This is a genomic window from Gordonia aurantiaca, assembly GCF_039939235.1.
Classification (GTDB): Bacteria; Actinomycetota; Actinomycetes; order Mycobacteriales; family Mycobacteriaceae; genus Gordonia.
Map to the genome: position 1 here is coordinate 683,791 of NZ_JBDUUF010000001.1, position 18,124 is coordinate 701,914.

The 18,124-nt window shown below is 71.8% G+C and carries 3 protein-coding genes; all 3 read left to right on the forward strand.

The window, feature by feature from the left end; all coding sequences use genetic code 11:
* Nucleotides 1-588: 588 nt before the first annotated feature.
* The 3 genes from ABFT43_RS03150 to ABFT43_RS03160 are packed head-to-tail and all read left to right on the forward strand — an operon-like array spanning nt 589 to nt 18,121.
* Nucleotides 589-15,702: an amino acid adenylation domain-containing protein gene (locus ABFT43_RS03150; protein ID WP_347958932.1), complete on the forward strand. Its 15,114-nt coding sequence runs from the start codon at nt 589-591 to the stop codon at nt 15,700-15,702.
* On the forward strand, nt 15,699-16,361 hold the full coding sequence (locus ABFT43_RS03155; protein ID WP_457590090.1) for an arsenate reductase/protein-tyrosine-phosphatase family protein: 663 nt from the start codon (nt 15,699-15,701) through the stop codon (nt 16,359-16,361). The genes ABFT43_RS03150 and ABFT43_RS03155 overlap by 4 nt, the downstream gene beginning before the upstream one ends.
* Nucleotides 16,358-18,121, forward strand: coding sequence for a DUF4012 domain-containing protein (locus tag ABFT43_RS03160; RefSeq protein ID WP_347958933.1), 1,764 nt, complete (start codon nt 16,358-16,360; stop codon nt 18,119-18,121). Before ABFT43_RS03155 ends, ABFT43_RS03160 begins: the two co-directional genes overlap by 4 nt.
* Nucleotides 18,122-18,124: the final 3 nt, after the last annotated feature.

The following is an 18,124-nucleotide window of genomic DNA, read 5'->3' on the forward strand; positions in this document are numbered from 1 at the left end:
ACCACGGACGGGCCGCAAGGGTATTAGGTCCCGATGCGAACCGTGGCCGGGTGCACACCTGCACCCCCGAGTTGTGGGGCGCCGACCCGTCCCATAGGCTTCTCGTTGTCCGCGCGGCGGGAGAAGGGCATTCGCCCAGGCACGCAGGTGTGACCGGGTCCTTCGTTCTCCACTGTGCTCCAACAGATGGCGTCTGCGATCAGGTGGTTCCGGAGAAGTCGGTGCACCGGGAAAACCGGGCGCGCCGGTACTGCGCCGAGGGTTTCCGTGCGCAGGCGAGCGGCGGTCGAATATGACGAGGACGGCGCATGGTGAGTGGTGAGGCAGGGTCTTCTTCGGTGAAACCGAATTCATTGACTCGGGGCTCCGAGAATGTGGTCTTGTCCGCAAACACGTTCAATTCGCGCGGTCATTCTCGGTTTGCGCGTTCTTTTTCCGGGAATATCCATCCGGTCAGCGGATTCCGCTGCGGAGGTCCGGGTACCGGGGTGCCGGCGGGTGCACTTCACGGGCCGGGTGGATTCGACGGCCGGCGTGCCCCATGAGGTCCCGGCCCGACGGACGGGGTGAGCGGGGAGCGGTCCGACCGTGACCGACCCGACGTCCCCCGAGCCCCACGAGCAGACGGACGACATCGCCGCAGGCGCGCATCGATTCCGGCTCAACGCCGCCCAGCGGTGGCTGTGGTACACCCAGCAGGCCGCGCTCGACGTCCCGATCAACATCGCCCAGTACGTGGAGATCGACGGGCCGATCGATATCGGGTTGTTCCAGCACGTCACCAGTGAGGTGGTCCGCCGCGCCAAGTTCACCCAGATCAGGTTCGAGGAGACCGACGAGGGGCCGGTGGGCGTCTACGACCCGTCGCTCCACTACTGGGCCGACGTCGTCGATCTGCGGGACCGTCCCGACCCCATGGCCGCGGCCGAGGCGATCATGCGCGAGGACTGTGCCCGACCGCTCGACCCGCGCGTCGACCGGACGGCCCGGGGATGCCTGTTCCGGCTCGCCGACGAGAAGTTCCTCGTCTACAACCGCGGGCATCACCTGCTCTCCGACGGCGTCGGGGGCAAGGACCGGATGGTGGAGGCACTCGCGGCGTACACGGCCGCCGTCACCGGCGCCGAGCCGCCGCCGGCCGTGCCGGTCGATCTGGGTCTGCCGGCACGCGCCGACGACGAGTACCGCGCCTCCACGCGGTTCGCCACCGACCGTGAGTACTGGCGGCAGGTCATGGCCGGCGTGGGAACGCCCATCACCCTGGCTCATCGACGGGGACGCCCGGAAGCGGTCTCTCGCCGTGTTTCCGGACGACTGCCCGACGCCACGATGCGTGCGCTGCGGCGGGCGGCCGAGGAACGCTCGACGATCCTGCCGAACGTCATCGTCGCGGCCTTCTCCGCCTACCTGTGTCGGGCGGCCGCCGACGGCGACGAGGTGATCTTCCGGTTCCCGGTCGCCGCCCGCACCACCGCGGCGCTGCGTTCGACCCCGATGCCGGTGTCGAACGTCGTGCCGTTGCGGACGGGGGTCGTCGGCCGGGCGACGGTGTCCGAGGCGCTGGCCACCACGCAGGCGGCGCTGCTCGGCGCGCTGCGTCACCAGCGGTATCGCGGCGAGGACATCTGGGCCGACACTGCTCTCGGTGACTCCGACGCCGGCCGCGGAGCGCGCCGGACCGCCGCCGCGGAGCGGTCCGGGCCGATGCTCAATCTCATGTTGTTCCAAAGGGAGTTCCCGTGTGGGGAAGCTCACGGCACCTTCCACGTCATCACCGTCGGACCTGCCGAGGACATGGCGGTGAACATCTTCCCGGTCGCCGGCGAGGACCGGGACGCGGCGCTGATGATCGGTGTGGAGGCCAACCCGAACCGGTACGACGACGCGGAACTCGCCGAACACCACCGGCAGTTCGTCGCGATGCTCTCCCGCTTCGCCGAGGCGCTCGTCGACGCCCCGGACACGCTGGTCGACGACCTGTCCCTCGACCGCCCGGTTCCCGCCGCGAGCGGCGCGCAGATCGGGCGGCACCCGGCGACCGTCCCCGAGGCGCTCGCCGAAGCGGTTGCACGACACGCTCATTTCCCGGCCATCGAGTGCACGGCGACCGATGGGCCCGCGCGGCCGCCGACCTTTGGCGAGATCCATGCTCGCGCCGGTGATCTCGCCGTCCGGTTGCACGCCCTCGGCATCTGGTCCGGCGCCGCGGTCGGCATCGCCCTACCGCCGGGGGAGGAGCGGCTCGTCGCGTGGTGGTCGGTCGCACGAGCCGGCGCGGCGGTCGTCCTGCTCGATCCCGACCGGCCCGCCTGCGAGAGCCTCGGCGACCTGCCCGAGGTGGCGCGCCCGTCGCTCGTCATCGGTGTGCCGCGCGCCGGGGACGTCGACGGCACGTACCGCGTGATGACCCTCGATGACATCGCCGGGGCCGCACCGGCGCCGACACCTCGACGACCGCCCGCGCCGGGTGACATCGCCTGCCACGTCACGACATCCGGGGCGGCCGGCCGCCCCCGGACGGTCGCGGTGCCGCAGCGTGCGCTGGCCGCCCTCGTCGTCACCGGCGTCTTCGACGCCCCGAATAGCACCGGCGTCTTCGACGCCCCGAGTACCACCGGCGTCTTCGACGCCCCGGCAGGAGATCTCGACCACGGCCGGCTGTCCTTCGGCGCCCCTGCGATGTCCTGGGCGGCGCACCTGGAGATCGTGGCCGCGGCGTCGCACGGCCTGCGGCTCGTCCCTGCCGGTGCCCCGGCCGGCGTCGCGGCACCGCCGACCCATGTCATCGCCACGACCGCCGATCTGCTGCGCCACGACGGCCGCGGTCCGGAGACCTCGATCCTGGTGGTCGCCGACGACGCCCCGCCCGCGGTGGTGGCCCGCCTCGCGTTCGGGCGTGAGGTGACGACCCCGTACGTCCCGCTCGGCACCCTCGGTCCGTTCACCCGTTCCCGACGGGTGGCCCCGGGCACCGAATCGGATAGCCGAATCCCCTGTGGTGCACCGGCACCCGGAACCGCGCTTGCGGTCCTCGACCACCGGTTGCGTCCCGTGCCGGCGGGCGTGACCGGCGACATCCACGTCGCCGGGGTCCTCCTGCCCGCCGGGTTCGCCGGTGACGCCGCCCGGACCGCCACCACCTTCGTAGCCTGCCCGTGGAGTCCTGGTACGCGCATGATGCGGACCGGCGACCGGGGCCACTTCGACCCGGCCACCGGGATGCTCGTCGTCGACCGTCGCGCCGTCGACCTCGTCACGGTCGGCCTCGGGTCCGGGACGGGCGTACAACTCGACCTGGCCGCCCTCGACCGTGCGGCCGCGCGGGTCCCCGGCGTGCGCCACGCGGTCGCGGTGGCGACCGCCGCCGGCCTGGACGTCGCGATCCTCGCCGACGACGGGGCGGTGGGTCCGGCCGCCGGGGAGGACATCGACCCGCAACGCATCCGGGCCGCCGTCCGCCGGCGGGTCGACGAGGAGGTCCCCGTCGTGACGCGACCGCGGCGTGTGGTGATCGTCGATCGCCTGCCGTGCGATGCAACCGGGACCGTCGACCGTGCCCGTGTCGCCGAGATGATCGCCGCCACACCGGAACTCCGTGGCGTCCACCGTTCCCCGGTCACCGGGGTCGAGAAGGTCGTCGCCGAGGCCGTGACCGATGTGCTCGGTGTGCCCGACCCGTCGATGGACGACGAGCTCGTCCAACTCGGCGCCACCTCTCTGGGGGTGATGCAGCTCGCGACCCTGCTCGGCACCCGGCTGCGCGTCGTGGTGGACGTGGCCGGACTGCTGGCGGCGACGACGCTCGCCGATATCGCCGCCGTCGTCGAACAGGCCGCACCGCGTCGCACCACGACCGGTGACGGCACCGTCACCTTCCGTCCCACTCGCGTCCAGCAGGAGATCTGGCTGCTCAACCGCGCCGACCCGCGGGCGACGGTGTACCACCTCGCGGTACGGCTGTCGTTCGTGCCGGGCGTCGGCGCCGGCGCGATCCGCGCGGCGCTGATCGATGTCGCCGAGCGTCACGAGGCACTGCGCACCCGGTACCCGGAGGTGGACGGCCGTCCGGTCGCCCGGGTCCGTCCGCGCGCCGAGGCCGCAGCCGCCGCCCCGATCACCGGCGCGACCCTCGACCCCGCCGGTGTCGAACTCGCCGTGTCGGCGTCCTTCGACCTGTGCACCGAGGTCCCGTGGCGTGCGGTCGTCGACGACACCCGCGACCCGGTGGAGATGGTCCTGGTCGCCCATCACATCACCGTGGACGAGTGGTCCCTGCACATCGTGCTCGCGGATTTCGCCCACGCGGTCGCGGCCCGCTCTGCCGGACGGGAACCGGCCTGGGACACCGAGGCCGTGGCATTCAGCGCGGTCCTGGAGGATCGCGGCCCTCACGAGGCGCCGGACTCACCCGGCGCGCAGGTGTTCTGGACGAAGTACCTCCGGGACACGCCGGAACGGCTCGCTCTTCCCGAACCGGCCCGCGCACCGGCCCGTACATCGGCCGGTGCCCTCGGACTCACCGCCGGACCGGCCGTGCACACGGGCCGCCGGATCGGCCGCGAGACCGTCGACGCGGCGGCCGCCCTCGCCCGCGCATCCGGCGCCACCCTCAACACCCTGTTGTGCGTTGCCCTGGCGGCGGTGTTGTCCGAGTACACCGACTCCGACGACATCGTGATGTCGATGCCGGTGGCCGGACGACGCACCAGCGACGAGCTCCGGCCCGTCGGCATGTTCGTCGAGACGGTGCCGGTCCGGGTCACCGGTGTACGGGCGCGCCGCGTCGGAGACGCCCTGCGGAACGTGGGCGACGACCTCGACGGTGTCGTCACCCATGCGCCGAGCGCACCCACCGGTCTCGCCGACGTCATCTTCGCCTACCATCCCGCGACCCCTGACCTCGCGACGGCCGAGATCGCCTCCGGCCGGACGCTGCGCACCGCCGACGCCCGAACATCGTTGGAGTTCACTCTGATCGACGACGGATCCGGGTTGTCGGTCACCCTGACCGTCGCCGCACAGCGCGTCGACGTCCGCGCCGCCGAACGCATCCTCGACACCTTCGTCACGACCGTCGCGGAGCTGGGCACATCCGACCCGGACCGCCGTGTCGTCGAGGCCCTGCCGGCCGGACGCATCCACGAGCCGCCCGCCCGCACGACGGCGTTGATCGACCCCGTCGAGGCGCTCGTCGCGCACGCGCTGCGACGGCCCGACGCCCCGGCCGTGGTCTCCGACGGCGCCCGCCTCACCCGCGGCGAACTGGTGCACCGCGCACGGTCGTTCGCCGGGGAGCTCCACCGCTGCGGTGTGCGCCCGGGGGACCGCGTGGCACTGCTCATGGGGCGCGGCCTCGACACCGTCGTCGCGATCGTCGCGGCCCTCATGGCCGACGCCGTCTACGTGCCGATCGACCCCGACCTCCCGCAGAAACGCAGGGAGGTGATCCTCGACGGCACCGCGCCGGCGGTCATCGTGCGCGACGGCCCGGAGATCTCCCCGGGGCCGGGACTGCGCCGCGCACAACCGATGCCGGGCGCCGCATACGTCATCCACACGTCCGGGTCCACCGGTGTGCCCAAGGCCGTCGTGGTGAGCCGGGAGAATCTCGCCGCCCTGCTCGGTGCCGGTTTCGACATCGTCGGCGCGACCGAGCGAGACGTGTGGGCGTGGACGCACTCCTACGCGTTCGACTTCTCGGTCTGGGAGATCCTCGGTGCACTCGCCTCGGGCGGCACCGTCGCCGTCGTCGATCTCCCCACGATCCGCGACCCATGGGCCATGGCCGCCGCCGTCGAGCGGCGCGGGATCACCCTGTTGTGCCAGACGCCGACCGCCTTCGCCGGCCTGGCCGCCGTGACGACCCGATCGGAGCTGTCGTCGCTGCGCACGGTGATCTTCGGCGGTGAGTCCCTCGCCGCCGAAGCGCTGCGCACCTGGGCTTGCGAACATCCGAACACCCGGCTGATCAACATGTACGGGGTCACCGAGACCACCGTCGTGCTCACCGCGACCGATGTCGACCTCGACGACGACCGCAGCGTGATCGGCACGGCCTTCGACGGCGTCGGCTGGATGATCCTCGATCGCGAGCTGCGGCCGGTGCCCACCGGAGCAGCCGGCGAGTTGTACCTGTTGGGGGAACAGGTGGCGCTCGGCTATCTGGCCGCGCCCGGCCTCACCGCGGCGCGCTTCGTCGCCGACCCGTCGGGCGGTGGGCGGCGGATGTACCGAACCGGCGACCGGGTCCGCGAGGTCGCGCCCGGCACATTGGAATACCTGGGACGAAACGACGACCAGATCCAGATCCGCGGCTTCCGGGTGGAGCTCGGCGAGATCGTCTCGGTCCTGCGTTCCGTGCCCGGCGTCGGTGATGCGCGGGTGCTGGTCCGTCCGGGCCGGCAGCCCGGTGACGAACAGCTCCTCGCGTTCGTGACCGAGGACGGACTCGCCGACTTCGACGTCCTCGACGCGCTCGACGAGCCGTCGATCCTGGCGGTGTGCACCGAACACCTGCCGCGGCACGAGATCCCGTCACGCGTCACGATCGTCGACGGCTGGCCGATGACCCGCACCGGAAAGATCGACCGGGACAAACTCTTCGATCAGGTCGCCGGGGCAACACCGGCCCCCGCCCGGACGCTTGATCCACTCGAGGAGACCGTCGCGTCGGCGATGCGCACGGTGATCGGTGACGACGTCGGGGTGATGGGTCCCGATACCAACTTCTTCGCCGCGGGCGGAACATCGCTCTCGGCGGCTCGTCTCGCGGCGACCCTGGAGGGCATGGGACACCGGGTCGAGGTCGCCGATGTCTTCGCACATCCGACGGTCGCCGGGCTCGCGGCGCGAATAGTCCGGCCCGGGCGCGACACCCTCTCGGCGGGAACGTCGAAGGGGCGGCACCCTCCGCTGCTCGCCGACGACCGCGCCCTCCCGGCCGACCTCCCGCTCACCCCCGAGCAGATGGACGTCTGGTTGCGGTGGCGGACCCAACCCGAGTTCTCCGGCTACCTGCTCCCGATCGCGCTGCCGGTCGACGCCACGGCGGACGAGATCCGGAAAGCGTTGTCCGGTATCGTCACCCGTCACGATGCGCTGTGCACGGTCTTCCCGACGCGTGACCGTGAGCCGGTACTCGAACGGCTTGGAGACGATGAGGTTCTCGCGCACCTCGAGCGCGAACTCGGCGGCCGGATCGCCGAACGCGCCGAACGGTTGCCGAATGCGCTCGCGGCACTGATGACCCCGATCGACCTCGCGACCACGCTGCCGTGGCGCGTCCGGATCGCCGAGATCGACGGGCGGAACTGGATTCTCGGCGTCATCCACCACATCGCCGCCGACGGCGAGTCCTTCGCGATCCTCGCCCACGAGTTCCGGGCCGCGCTCACCGGTTCGCTGCCGGAGCACACCGGCGTCGACTACCGCAGGTACGCGCTGTGGCGGACCGAGGTGCTCGAACGGCGCCGCGGGGAGCTGGCGGCGTACTGGCGGACGGCGTTCTCGCGTCCCGTCGAACCGCTGCGCCTGCGCGAGGTGAACCTGCAGGCAGGGCACGGCGCGAGCAGCAGCGCGACCGTGCTGCGTGCCCGGGCCACGCTCGACCCCGGGACGACCGCGGCACTCGACGACCTCACCGTCGGCCGACGATCCACCCCGTTCGTCGCCGTTCACACCGTCCTCGCCGCGGTTCTCGCGCGGCAGTCGGGCGCCGAGATCGTCACCATCGGCACCGCGCTGTCCGGACGGCTCGATCCCGCGGTGATCCGGGTCCCGGGCCTGTTCGCGCGCGCGGTCCCCTTGCACACGCCCGTCGACGTCGATGCCACGTTCGACCAACTGATGGCCCGGGTGACCCAGGTCGACCTCGGGGCCTTCGCGCATGCGGACCTGCCGCTGAACGAGATCGCCGAGATCGCCGATCCCGGCCGGGCGGGCGCCGGCACCCCGCTGTTCGAGGTGTCCTTCGGCGTCGTCCCCGACGCGATCGCCGATCGGTTTCCCGGGTTCGCGGCCCTCGGGGTCCCGCTCTTCGGTATCGACGTGTCGATGCACCGGCAGGGCGGCGCACTGCACGTGACCATGACGTGCACCGACGCCGTCGCGGACGCCGACCGTCTGAACGCCCTGTGCGACCTGGTCGTCGAGACCCTGCGGCGGGCGGTCGCCGCACCGGAACGGACGATCGCGGAGCTGACCGCGCCGGTGGACGACACCGTCGCCGAACCGGGGCATGCGCCGGAGACCTTCGCCGACCTCCTCACGACGGGACTCGCCGACCACCCGTCGCGTACCGCGGTCGTCGATCACCGCCACATCATCCCCGGATTCGGTCCCGAACTGAGCAACGCCGACCTCGACCGCGCCACAACCTGTCTCGCGCGCGTGCTGATCGCCCGCGGCATCGGCGCCGGTGACGTCGTGGTAGCGGCGCTGCCGCGCTCGGTCTTCGGGGTGGTCGCGGCCGGTGCGATCGCGCGGGCCGGCGCCGCCTTCGTCAACGTGGATCCGGCCGACCCCGACGAACGGCGTCGCGACATCATCCGTCGGTGCCGTCCGGTCGCCGTCCTCACCATCGCGGGAGCGCCGGAACCCGGCGCGGCCGGAATCCCCGTCATCGCCGTCGACGAGGTGTTCGCGGGGTGGGCCACGGGCGCGGAGCGCGAGACACCGGACCGTGCACGGTTCGACGGCGCACCGTTCGACAGTGCCGAACGCGTGCGCCCGGTGCGGCTCGACGACGTCGCCTATCTCACCTTCACCTCGGGGACGACGGGCGTCCCGAAGGGCGTACAGGTCACCCATCGCGGCCTCGCGGGATGGGCGCGCGACACCGCCGAGCGCCTGCGTCTGACCGAGTATGATCGTGTGTTGCACACGTACGCAACGGGATTCGACGCTCATCTGATGGGTGTCCTGCCACCCCGGATCGCGGGCGCGACCATCATCATCTGCCCACCGGACGTCATCGCCGGCGACGACCTCGCCGACCTGATGCGCCATCAGGCCGTCACCGTCCTGCTCACCACCCCGTCGGTGCTGCCGACCCTGCGTCCAGAGGAGGTCCCCGGCGTGCGGCACGTCGCGGTCGGCGGTGAGCCGCTCGGCGCGGCGGCGGTCCGCGAATGGACCCGCACCGGCACCCTCAGCAACGAGTACGGGCCGACCGAGGCGACCGTCGCGGTCTGCAGCGCCCGCTATATCGACGCGCCGGCCGGGCCCGTGCACATCGGGTACGCCCTCGACGGCGTGACCATGCACGTGCTCGACGAACGGCTGCGGCCGGTGCCCGACCACACCGTCGGCGAGCTGTACTTGGCCGGGAACTGTCTCGCCCGCGGATACCTCGACGATCCGGGCGCCACGGCGACCGCATTCCTCCCGGACATCGCCGGAACCGGCGGGCGCATGTATCGGACCGGTGATCTCGTGCACCGGCGTCCCGACGGCACCTTCGTGATCCACGGCCGCACCGACGACCAGGTGAAGGTCCGCGGCGTCCGCCTCGAACCGGCCGAGATCGACGCCGCGCTGTCGACCGCGCCGGGCGTCGCGGCGTCGGTCACCGACACCCGCACCACCGCGGCGGGGGAGAAGATCCTGGTGTCGTGGGTCGTGGCCGAACCCGGGGCCGAGGTGGGCTCCGCGACCCTCGCCGGGCATCTCGCGCAACGGCTTCCGCGTCCGATGGTCCCGGCCGCGTTCGTCAGGGTCGACGCGTTGCCGATCGGGCGCAACGGCAAGATCGACGTCGCGGCCCTGCCAGAACCCGCGTTCGCCGGCGCGGGTGCGGCGGAAACCGACGGCCGCGCACTCACGGGCACGACCGAAGAGCTCGTCGCGCGTGTCTTCGCCGAGATATTGGACCGTCCGGTGAGTGCTCTCGACGCCGCCTCCGATTTCTTCGCCGAGGGCGGCACCTCGCTGTCCGCGACCCAGGTGACCTCGCGTGTCGCGTCGGCGACCGGTGCCGGCATCGGCGTCCGCTCGCTCTTCGATGCCCGGACCGTGCGGGAGTTCGCCCGCCGCGTCGACGAAGCCGTGGACGCCGCCTCGTCTGCAGCCTTGCCGGTGCCGGCCCGCCTACCCGTGCCCGACCTGCTGCCGCTGGCATATCCGCAGCGGCGCATGTGGATTCATCACCACTTCGATCCGACGTCGACCGCGTACCACGTGCCGGTGGTGTTGCGCGTCAGCGGGCGCGTCGACGTCGCTCGACTCCGCAAGGCCGTCGACGAGGTCGTCGGCGCCCATGCGGTGCTCCGCACCGTCTACCCCGACACCGGGGGCGGGCCGGTCCAGCGGCGCATCGAACGTCGCAGCCCGGTGCTGTCGCACGAGCTGGTGCGGGTCGACGCGGCAGGGGACGCGGAAACCATACTCCGGCAACGGATCACCGAGTACCTGCGCGAGCCCTTCGACCTGGAGGCCGAACCCGGCTTCCGGGCAGCGGTGTTCGAGCCGGTCGCGTCCGGGGCGGCGACTCGCGACGACCGCCCCGCGGACACCGACCTCTACCTCGCTGCGGTGCTCCACCACATCGCGGTCGACGGCTGGTCGATCCGGGTGCTGCTCGACGACCTCGTCCGTGCCTACGACGGTGAACGCCTCTCGACCGCGGCGGACGAGGCCTTCACCTATGCCGACTTCACCCAGTGGCAGATCGCGCGGCTCGGCGACCCGGCGGACCCGGCGAGCCTGTACGCACGTCAGATCCGCTACTGGACAGCGGTTCTCGCCGACGCGGGAGATCCGGTGCGGTTCCCCGGACGCCGCGACGACGCGATCGGCGCCGGCTCCGGACGGCTCACCGCCACGGTCGCCGACACCGAGGCCCTGCACACGATCGCGCAGCGGTCGTCGGCCACCGTCTTCCAGGTGGCGCACGCGGCGCTCGCGGCCACCATCGGCCGGGTGACCGGCCGGTGGGATGCCGTCGTCGGTGTCCCGGTCCACGGACGCACCGCCGTCGAATGGGAGTCGGTGGTCGGCATGTTCGTCAACACCGTCGCCCTCCGCACTCGACTCGACCCCGCCGCCCCGGTCGGCGACGCCGTCGAGCACGTCCGCGAGACCGCGCTGGCCGCGCTCGCGCACGGCGACGTCCCGTACGAGGACGTCGCGCGCGCCGTCCGCCCTGATGCGCATGACGGCGACGACCCGCTCATCTCGGTGCTGCTGGTCAGCCAGGACGTGGTCCCGCACCTCGCCGGCGCGGTCACCCTCTGGGGGCCGTCCACTGGTGACGCGGGCCCACCCGAACCAGCCACGGCGAGGGTGATCGACGACATGGTCGAGACCGTCGACGCCAAGTACGACATCGAGGTCGTCCTCGCCGAGAGCGACCACGACCTTCGGATCACGCTCGTCCATTCGGCGCGTATCCCGCGCGCCGTCGCGAGCGGGTTCCTCGACGCATACACCGATGTGTTGACCGGTATCACCGATGCGGCGCAACCGTTCCCGGCGGTGACCGCCGACCTCGGGCAGATCCCGGCGGTGACCGCCGACCTCGGACAGCCGGACCGGGCAGGTGAGACCGACGACCAGACGACAGCGTCCGCCGCCGCCCGCGGGGCCGGCGCCGACACCGCCGGCCTGGTGGGCCGGATCGCCGCGATCATGGCGGAGGTGCTCGAACTCCCGGGCACTGCGCCCTCGGCGTCCGGGGACTTCTTCTCTCTCGGCGGCACATCCCTGTCGGCGACCCGCGTCACCTCAGCGCTCGGCCGGAGCCTCGGCGTACGCGTGCCCACACGCCTGCTGTTCGAGAACCCGACGCCCGAGGCCCTGGCCGCCGCGGTGGCCACCCTGATCGCACAGCGCGCGGTCACCGAGAACACCGAAACGGCAGCCGAATCCGCTCCGACCGGGACCGGCGGCGGCGTCTCGGACGTCCCGCTCGCCCCGACCCAGCGGCGGATGTGGGTCGCGGCCCAGCTGCTCGGCCCGGTGCCGATCTATTCGGTCCCGGTCGTCGTCCCGGTGGCGCCTGGATCGACCGACGACGAGGTGGTCGCCGCGGTCGAGCGGATCGTCGACCGGCACCCCGCGCTGCGCACCCGCTACCCGGCCACCCCCGACGGGCCGCGTCAGCGGGTGGTCGCCGGGTGGCACCCGGAGATCCGGCGCGTGACGACAGGAGATCTCGAGGATCTCGCGGCCGCAGACTTCGCCACGCCGTTCGACCTCTCCGGGGAACCGCCCGTCCGGGTGTGGCTGGTGTCCGATGGTGTCCCGGTCGGTGGTGTGCCGGCCGACGACGTCCCGGCCGGCGGTGCCTCGGTCGGCGGGACCCCGGAGGACGCCGCTCCGATGACCGCGGCCCCGGTCGCGGTGGTGCTCGTGGCGCACCACATCGCGATGGACGGCGAATCGGCGGCGATCGTCGAATCCGAACTCGCCGCACTGCTGCGCGGGGAGGTCCTCGACGAGGCTCCCGTCGGGTTCGACGTTCTCGCCCGTCGCATGCTCGCCGACGAACAGGCGACGCGTGCCGACCTACTCGACCACTGGCGGCGGACGCTCGACGGTTACAGTGGCGAGCTCGACCTCGCGTCCCGCCGTCCCGCCGTTCGGGACCTGCGCACCTCGATGATCGAGATCGGGGTCGGAGACGAACTCTCCGAACAGATCTCGGAAGCCGCGCGACGCTCGCGGGCGAGTGGGTTCCACATCCTGCACGCCGCGACCGCACTCGCCCTCGCCGCGCAGACCGGCATCGACGACATCGCGGTCGCGACCCCGGCATCGATGCGCCGCGACAACGACAGCGCTCGCACCGTGGGCATGCTCACCTCCACGGTGGTGTTGCGCACCCGGTTGACCACGGCGACGACCCTCGGCGAGCTGATCGAGCAGGTCCGCGACGCCGATCTCGAAGCGCTCGACCACGCCGCCATCGCGTTCGACGACGTCGTCGCCCTGGTCGACCCGCCCCGCGTCCCCGGACGGCATCCGCTCGTCCAGGTCGCGTTCTCGGTCATCGATGCGACGGTGCCGACCGCAGCGCTCGCCGGGCCGCCGGCGGCGAACCCGAACGCTGCACAGGCGGTGCCGGACTCGCACAGTGAGTTCGACGTGCACATCGTCGCAGTGCGTTCCGGGGACGGATGGCGGCTTCGGCTGTATCACGCGCGAGACCTGTTCGACGACCACGTGATCCACGAACTCGGCGAACGTCTGACCGCCGCCCTCGTGGCCGTCGTCGACACACCGGAGCGCCGTGTCGCGGGGGTCGAACCGCTCACCGTCGCCGAACGCGAGTTCGTCGGTCTCCGTGCGCGGTCCGCCCCGCCCACCGGCAACGAGCCGTTGCTCGCCGACCTGCTCGCCGAGGCGGTGCAGGCCCACGGCGATCGTCCGGCCATCACCGACGGAGACCGGACCCTCACCTACCGCGAGTTCGACGCCTGGGTCTCGGTCACCGCCCGCGCTCTGCGCGACCGGGGCATCGGTGCCGGCGACGCGGTGGCGGTGGTCATCCCGCGCTCGATCGAATCGGTGGTCGCGGTCTGGGCGGTCAGCCGTCTCGGCGGGACCTGCGTGCCCGTCGACGTCACCTACCCGATCGCCCGCATCGACCAGGTCACGGCCGGAGCCGGCGCCACGCCGATCCGGCCGTCGGACATCCCCGCACGGCCCGCCGGACCCGTTGCCTCCGAACCGGTCGCGCGGGTGTCCCCGGACTCGCTGGCTTACGTCATCACCACCTCGGGCACGACCGGAACCCCGAACATCGTCGGCGTTCCACACCGCGGCGTGCACCGCGTGGCCGCCCTCGGCGACGTCCGCTCCGACGACCGGGTCGGCATGGCCATCAGCCCCGGCTTCGATGCCACCTTCCACGACATGCTCCTCCCGCTCGCGACCGGCGCGACCCTCGTCGTGGTGCCGGCCGAGATCGTCGGCGGCAACGATCTCGCCGGCTTCCTCGACCGCACCCGGGTCAGCGTCTTCACCGCGACCCCGTCGGTGATGCGCACCATGCGGCCGGGGACGATCCGGACGTTGCGGCTGGTCTACATCGGTGGAGAGGCGCTGACCGCCGATCTCGCCGAGGCGTGGTCGGCGCACGCGCGGGTCATGAACATCTACGGCCCCACCGAGACCACCGTGACCGTGTCCACGAGCGCGGTGCGCCCGGGCGAGCCGATCCGGCTGGGCTCGCCGCGCCCGGGCATCGGTGTGGAGATCCTCGACGCCCGGCTGCGGCACGTGCCGCCCGGCGTGGTCGGCGAGCTCTATGTCAGTGGAACCGGTGTCGCGCGTTGCTATCTCGGGGACCCAGCGCTCACCGCGGCCTCCTTCGTCGCCGCACCCGACGGACGACGCCGCTACCGCACGGGCGATCTGGTGCGCTGGGACCGCGACACCGGCGAACTCGTCTACGTCGGACGCGCCGACCGGCAGATCAAGATCCGCGGTCAGCGGGTCGAGCCGGCCGAGATCGACGCGGTCCTCGTGCGTGCCGGCGCCGACCGAGCGATCACCGTGCTGCGGGACGGTCCGGCCGGCCCGGCGCTGGTGTCCTATGTGGTCTCGCAGGCTCCCGCCGAGGATCTGCTCGCGGTGTGCCGGGCGACGTTGCCGCGGCACATGGTGCCGAGCCGCGTCGTCGAACTCGACGACCTGCCGCTGTCCGGTGCCGGCAAGATCGACCGGGGCCGGCTCCCCGAACCGCAGTGGTCGTCGTCGACGAGACAGCCCGAAAACGTCACGCAGGCAACGGTTCGCGATGCGTTCCGCGCGGTGCTCCGCCGGCATGACGATGATGTGTCCGGTGGGGCGCAGGTCGGTATGGACGACGACTTCTTCGCGCTCGGTGGCAACTCGCTGGCCCTCGTCGCCCTGCGTGACGAGGTGTCGACACGCACCGGGGTCAGGGTCGAGGTGGCCGAGCTGTTCGCTCACCGCACGCCCGCCGAGGTTGCGGATCTCCTGGAGGCCAGGGCGTCCGGTGCGCCGATCTCCGACCTGCGGGTGGTGCCGCTGTCTCGACATCCGCGAGTGGGGGAGCGAGAGCGCATCGTCTGGTGTGTCCACACGGCGGCCGGCGTGGTCGAGCCGTTTAGGCCGTTCGCCGAGGCGTTGCCGGGCGTGACGGTTCTCGGTCTGCAGTTGCCGGAACTGGTGCTCGCCGGCCGCGAACTGCCCTCGACCCTCGCGGAGATCGCCGCGCTGCATGTCGAGTCGATCCGGCAGCGGCAGTCGGACGGGCCGTATCACCTCGTCGGCTGGTCGCTCGGCGGCAATCTCGCCCACGAGATCGCGCGACAACTCGTCGACGCGGGCGCCGAGGTCGCGACCTTGTTGATCCTCGACTCCCGGGCCCCCGACGAGCTGCGGGACGTGCCCGACGACGAGTTGCTCGGAGACGACCACCCGCTGCGCGACCTGGCGCGGCGGTACGACCCCGACGCCCTGCGCCGTTTCGAGGAACGGACCCGGACGCTGGCGCACGCGGTGCGTTCCCACGACCTCGGTGCCGTCGACGCGGGCGTGGGCGTCGGCAGGGTCGTCTACGTTGTCGCGGAGGACAATCCCGAACCCGGCCGCTGGGCCGGTGCGGTCGGGGATTCGAGGACCCGGGTGGACGTGGTGTCCGCCGGGGTCACGCATGCGCGCATGGGTGAGCCCGACGTGATGCGTCGGCTCGCGGAATCGTTCGAGACCTGGTTGTTAGAGGAGGAATGGTGACCGAGCCGTCAGCGGCGATGTCGATCCTGTTCGTGTGCACGGGCAACATCTGTCGCTCGCCGATCGGCGAGCGGGTGCTGGGCGGGCTCGTCGACCGGATGCGTGCCGAGGGGAAGGCGCTGGAGGTGACCTCCGCGAGTGCCGGCGTGGGCGCCCTGAACGGTCAGCCGATCCATCCGCACTCCGCGGCCGTGCTCGCCGAACGCGGTTATGACGCGAGCGGATTCGAGTCCCGGTACCTGCGTCCGCCGATGCTCGCCGCGGCCGATCTGGTGCTGTGCATGAGCCGCGCACACCGGGCCGCCGCCCAGCAGATGGCGCCCGCGCGCTGGAAGCGGGTCTTCACCCTCACCGAGTTCGTCACGCTGTCGGACCTCGGCCCGCTGCCCGAGGTCATCGCCGGCCGCGGACGGATCGATCCGAACTCGCCGCAGCTCGACATCGTCGACCCGATGGGGCGTCCCCGCGAGGACTTCGACCGGGTCTTCGCCGAGATCGAACCCAAGGTGGAGGTCGTCGCCTCCTGGCTGGCCACGCACCACGCGGCCGAGTCGGTGTCCTCCGACAACACAGCGCCGACGGAGTACACGGCGTCGACGGATAACACGGGGCCGATCGGGAACGCCGGACGGCCCGAGCACACAGGGGAGATCCGATGATCCGCCGCATCGCCGGGAACCGGGCCGTTCAGGTCCTCGTCGTCGTGGTGGTGCTCGTCGCCGCGGCGATCGCGTGGCTCGCCCATTCGGCACTACAGGTCAAGAGCGACCTCGAATCGGTCCGCGCCGACGCATCGCGGGCGCGGTCGCTCATGCTCGGCGGCGACAAGGACGGCGCGAGCGCCGCGGCCGAGGCCGCCGCCGAGAGCGCACGCGCCGCGTCGGACCGCGCGCACGGCGTCCTCTGGTCGACGGTCGCGGCGATCCCGTGGCTGGGTACGCCGCTGAAGGCGGTGCAGCAGATGAGCGATGCCGTCGAGGACCTGGCCTCCGACGTGCTGATCCCGGCCGCCGACCTGGCGCACGTCCTCGACCCGGACGCCCTCCGCACCGGGAACACGGTGAACCTCAGGCTCCTTCGCGAGGCACAACCGGAGCTGGCCGAGGTCGCCGCCCGGTCGGTCGAGGTCGCCGACGACGTCGCCGCGATCGACCCGGGCCGGCTGGGCGTCGTCGCCGACGCGAGGACCCGGTTGGCCGAACAGGTCGATGCCGCCGAGGCCACCCTCGTGGCCACCGACATCGCCGCGCAACTGCTGCCGCCGATGCTCGGTTCCACCGGACCGCGGAACTATTTCATGGCGTTCCAGACCCCGTCCGAGGCGCGCGGAACCGGCGGGCTCGTCGGTGGCTTCGGCCTCCTCAACGCGACCGGCGGCCGGGTGAGCGTGCCGGAACTCGGGGCGAATTCGGAGTTCCGCGACCCGCGGACCCCGCAGGTCGACCTGGGCCCGGAGTACGACGCGATCTACTCCTATTACCACCCGTACACGGACTTCCGGAACGGCAACCTCAGCGCCCACTTCCCGGACGCCGCACAGATCTGGATCGCCAACTGGAAGGCCCAGACCGGGCAGCGCCTCGACGGCGCAATCGCCGTCGACCCGATCGCACTGAGTTACGTGCTCGAGGTCGTCGGTCCGGTGACGTCGGCGAACGGGGAGAAGATCACCGCCGACAACGTCGTGCCGATCACCCTGTCGAGCGCGTACAAGCGGTTCGCGGACGACAACCGGGCCCGTAAGCAGTACCTGCAGGACATCTCGCAGGCCGTGGTGAAGAAGCTCGTCAACTCGGGTGCGAACACCCGCGACCTGCTCGAGGCCCTCGGCCGGGGCGTCCACGAACGCCGGATCATGGTCTACAGCACCCACGCCGAGGAGCAGGAGATCCTGGAGACCACGAACCTCGGTCACCAGATCTCCGACACCGACTCCCCGTATCTGCAGGTCGCGATCGGCAATGCGTCGGGCACCAAGCTCGACTACCACCTACGCCGCGAGATCTCCTACACCTCGGGCGATTGCAGCGGCGACACCCGCGAGTCGGTCATCACCGTCAGGCTCACCAACACCCTCGAACAGACCGACCTCACCGACTACGAGGCGGGCGGTCTCGGAACGGAACTCGACGTGAAGAAGGGCACCAATCTCGCCAACGTCGAGTTCCTGACGACCAAGGGCGCGGTCCTCAAGGAGATGACGCTCGGCGACGGCGGTGCCTTCTACGTCGAGCAGACGCTGCACGGGCGGCCGTACTACTCGACCCGCGTCGGCATCGCGCCGGGCGAAACCGCCACGATCACACTGAAGATCGACGAACCGACCTCCGCGAAGGGTGAGGCCGAGGTGCCGGTCCAGCCGCTCGTCGACGACCCGACCGTGACGGTCGACGTGCCGGCGTGCGGGCCGAAGGAGTGATCG

What these genes read in the sequence shown, in the direction of transcription:
- ABFT43_RS03160 (WP_347958933.1), top strand. Translation starts at nt 16,358, where the DNA reads ATGATCCGCCGCATCGCCGGGAACCGGGCCGTTCAGGTCCTCGTCGTC.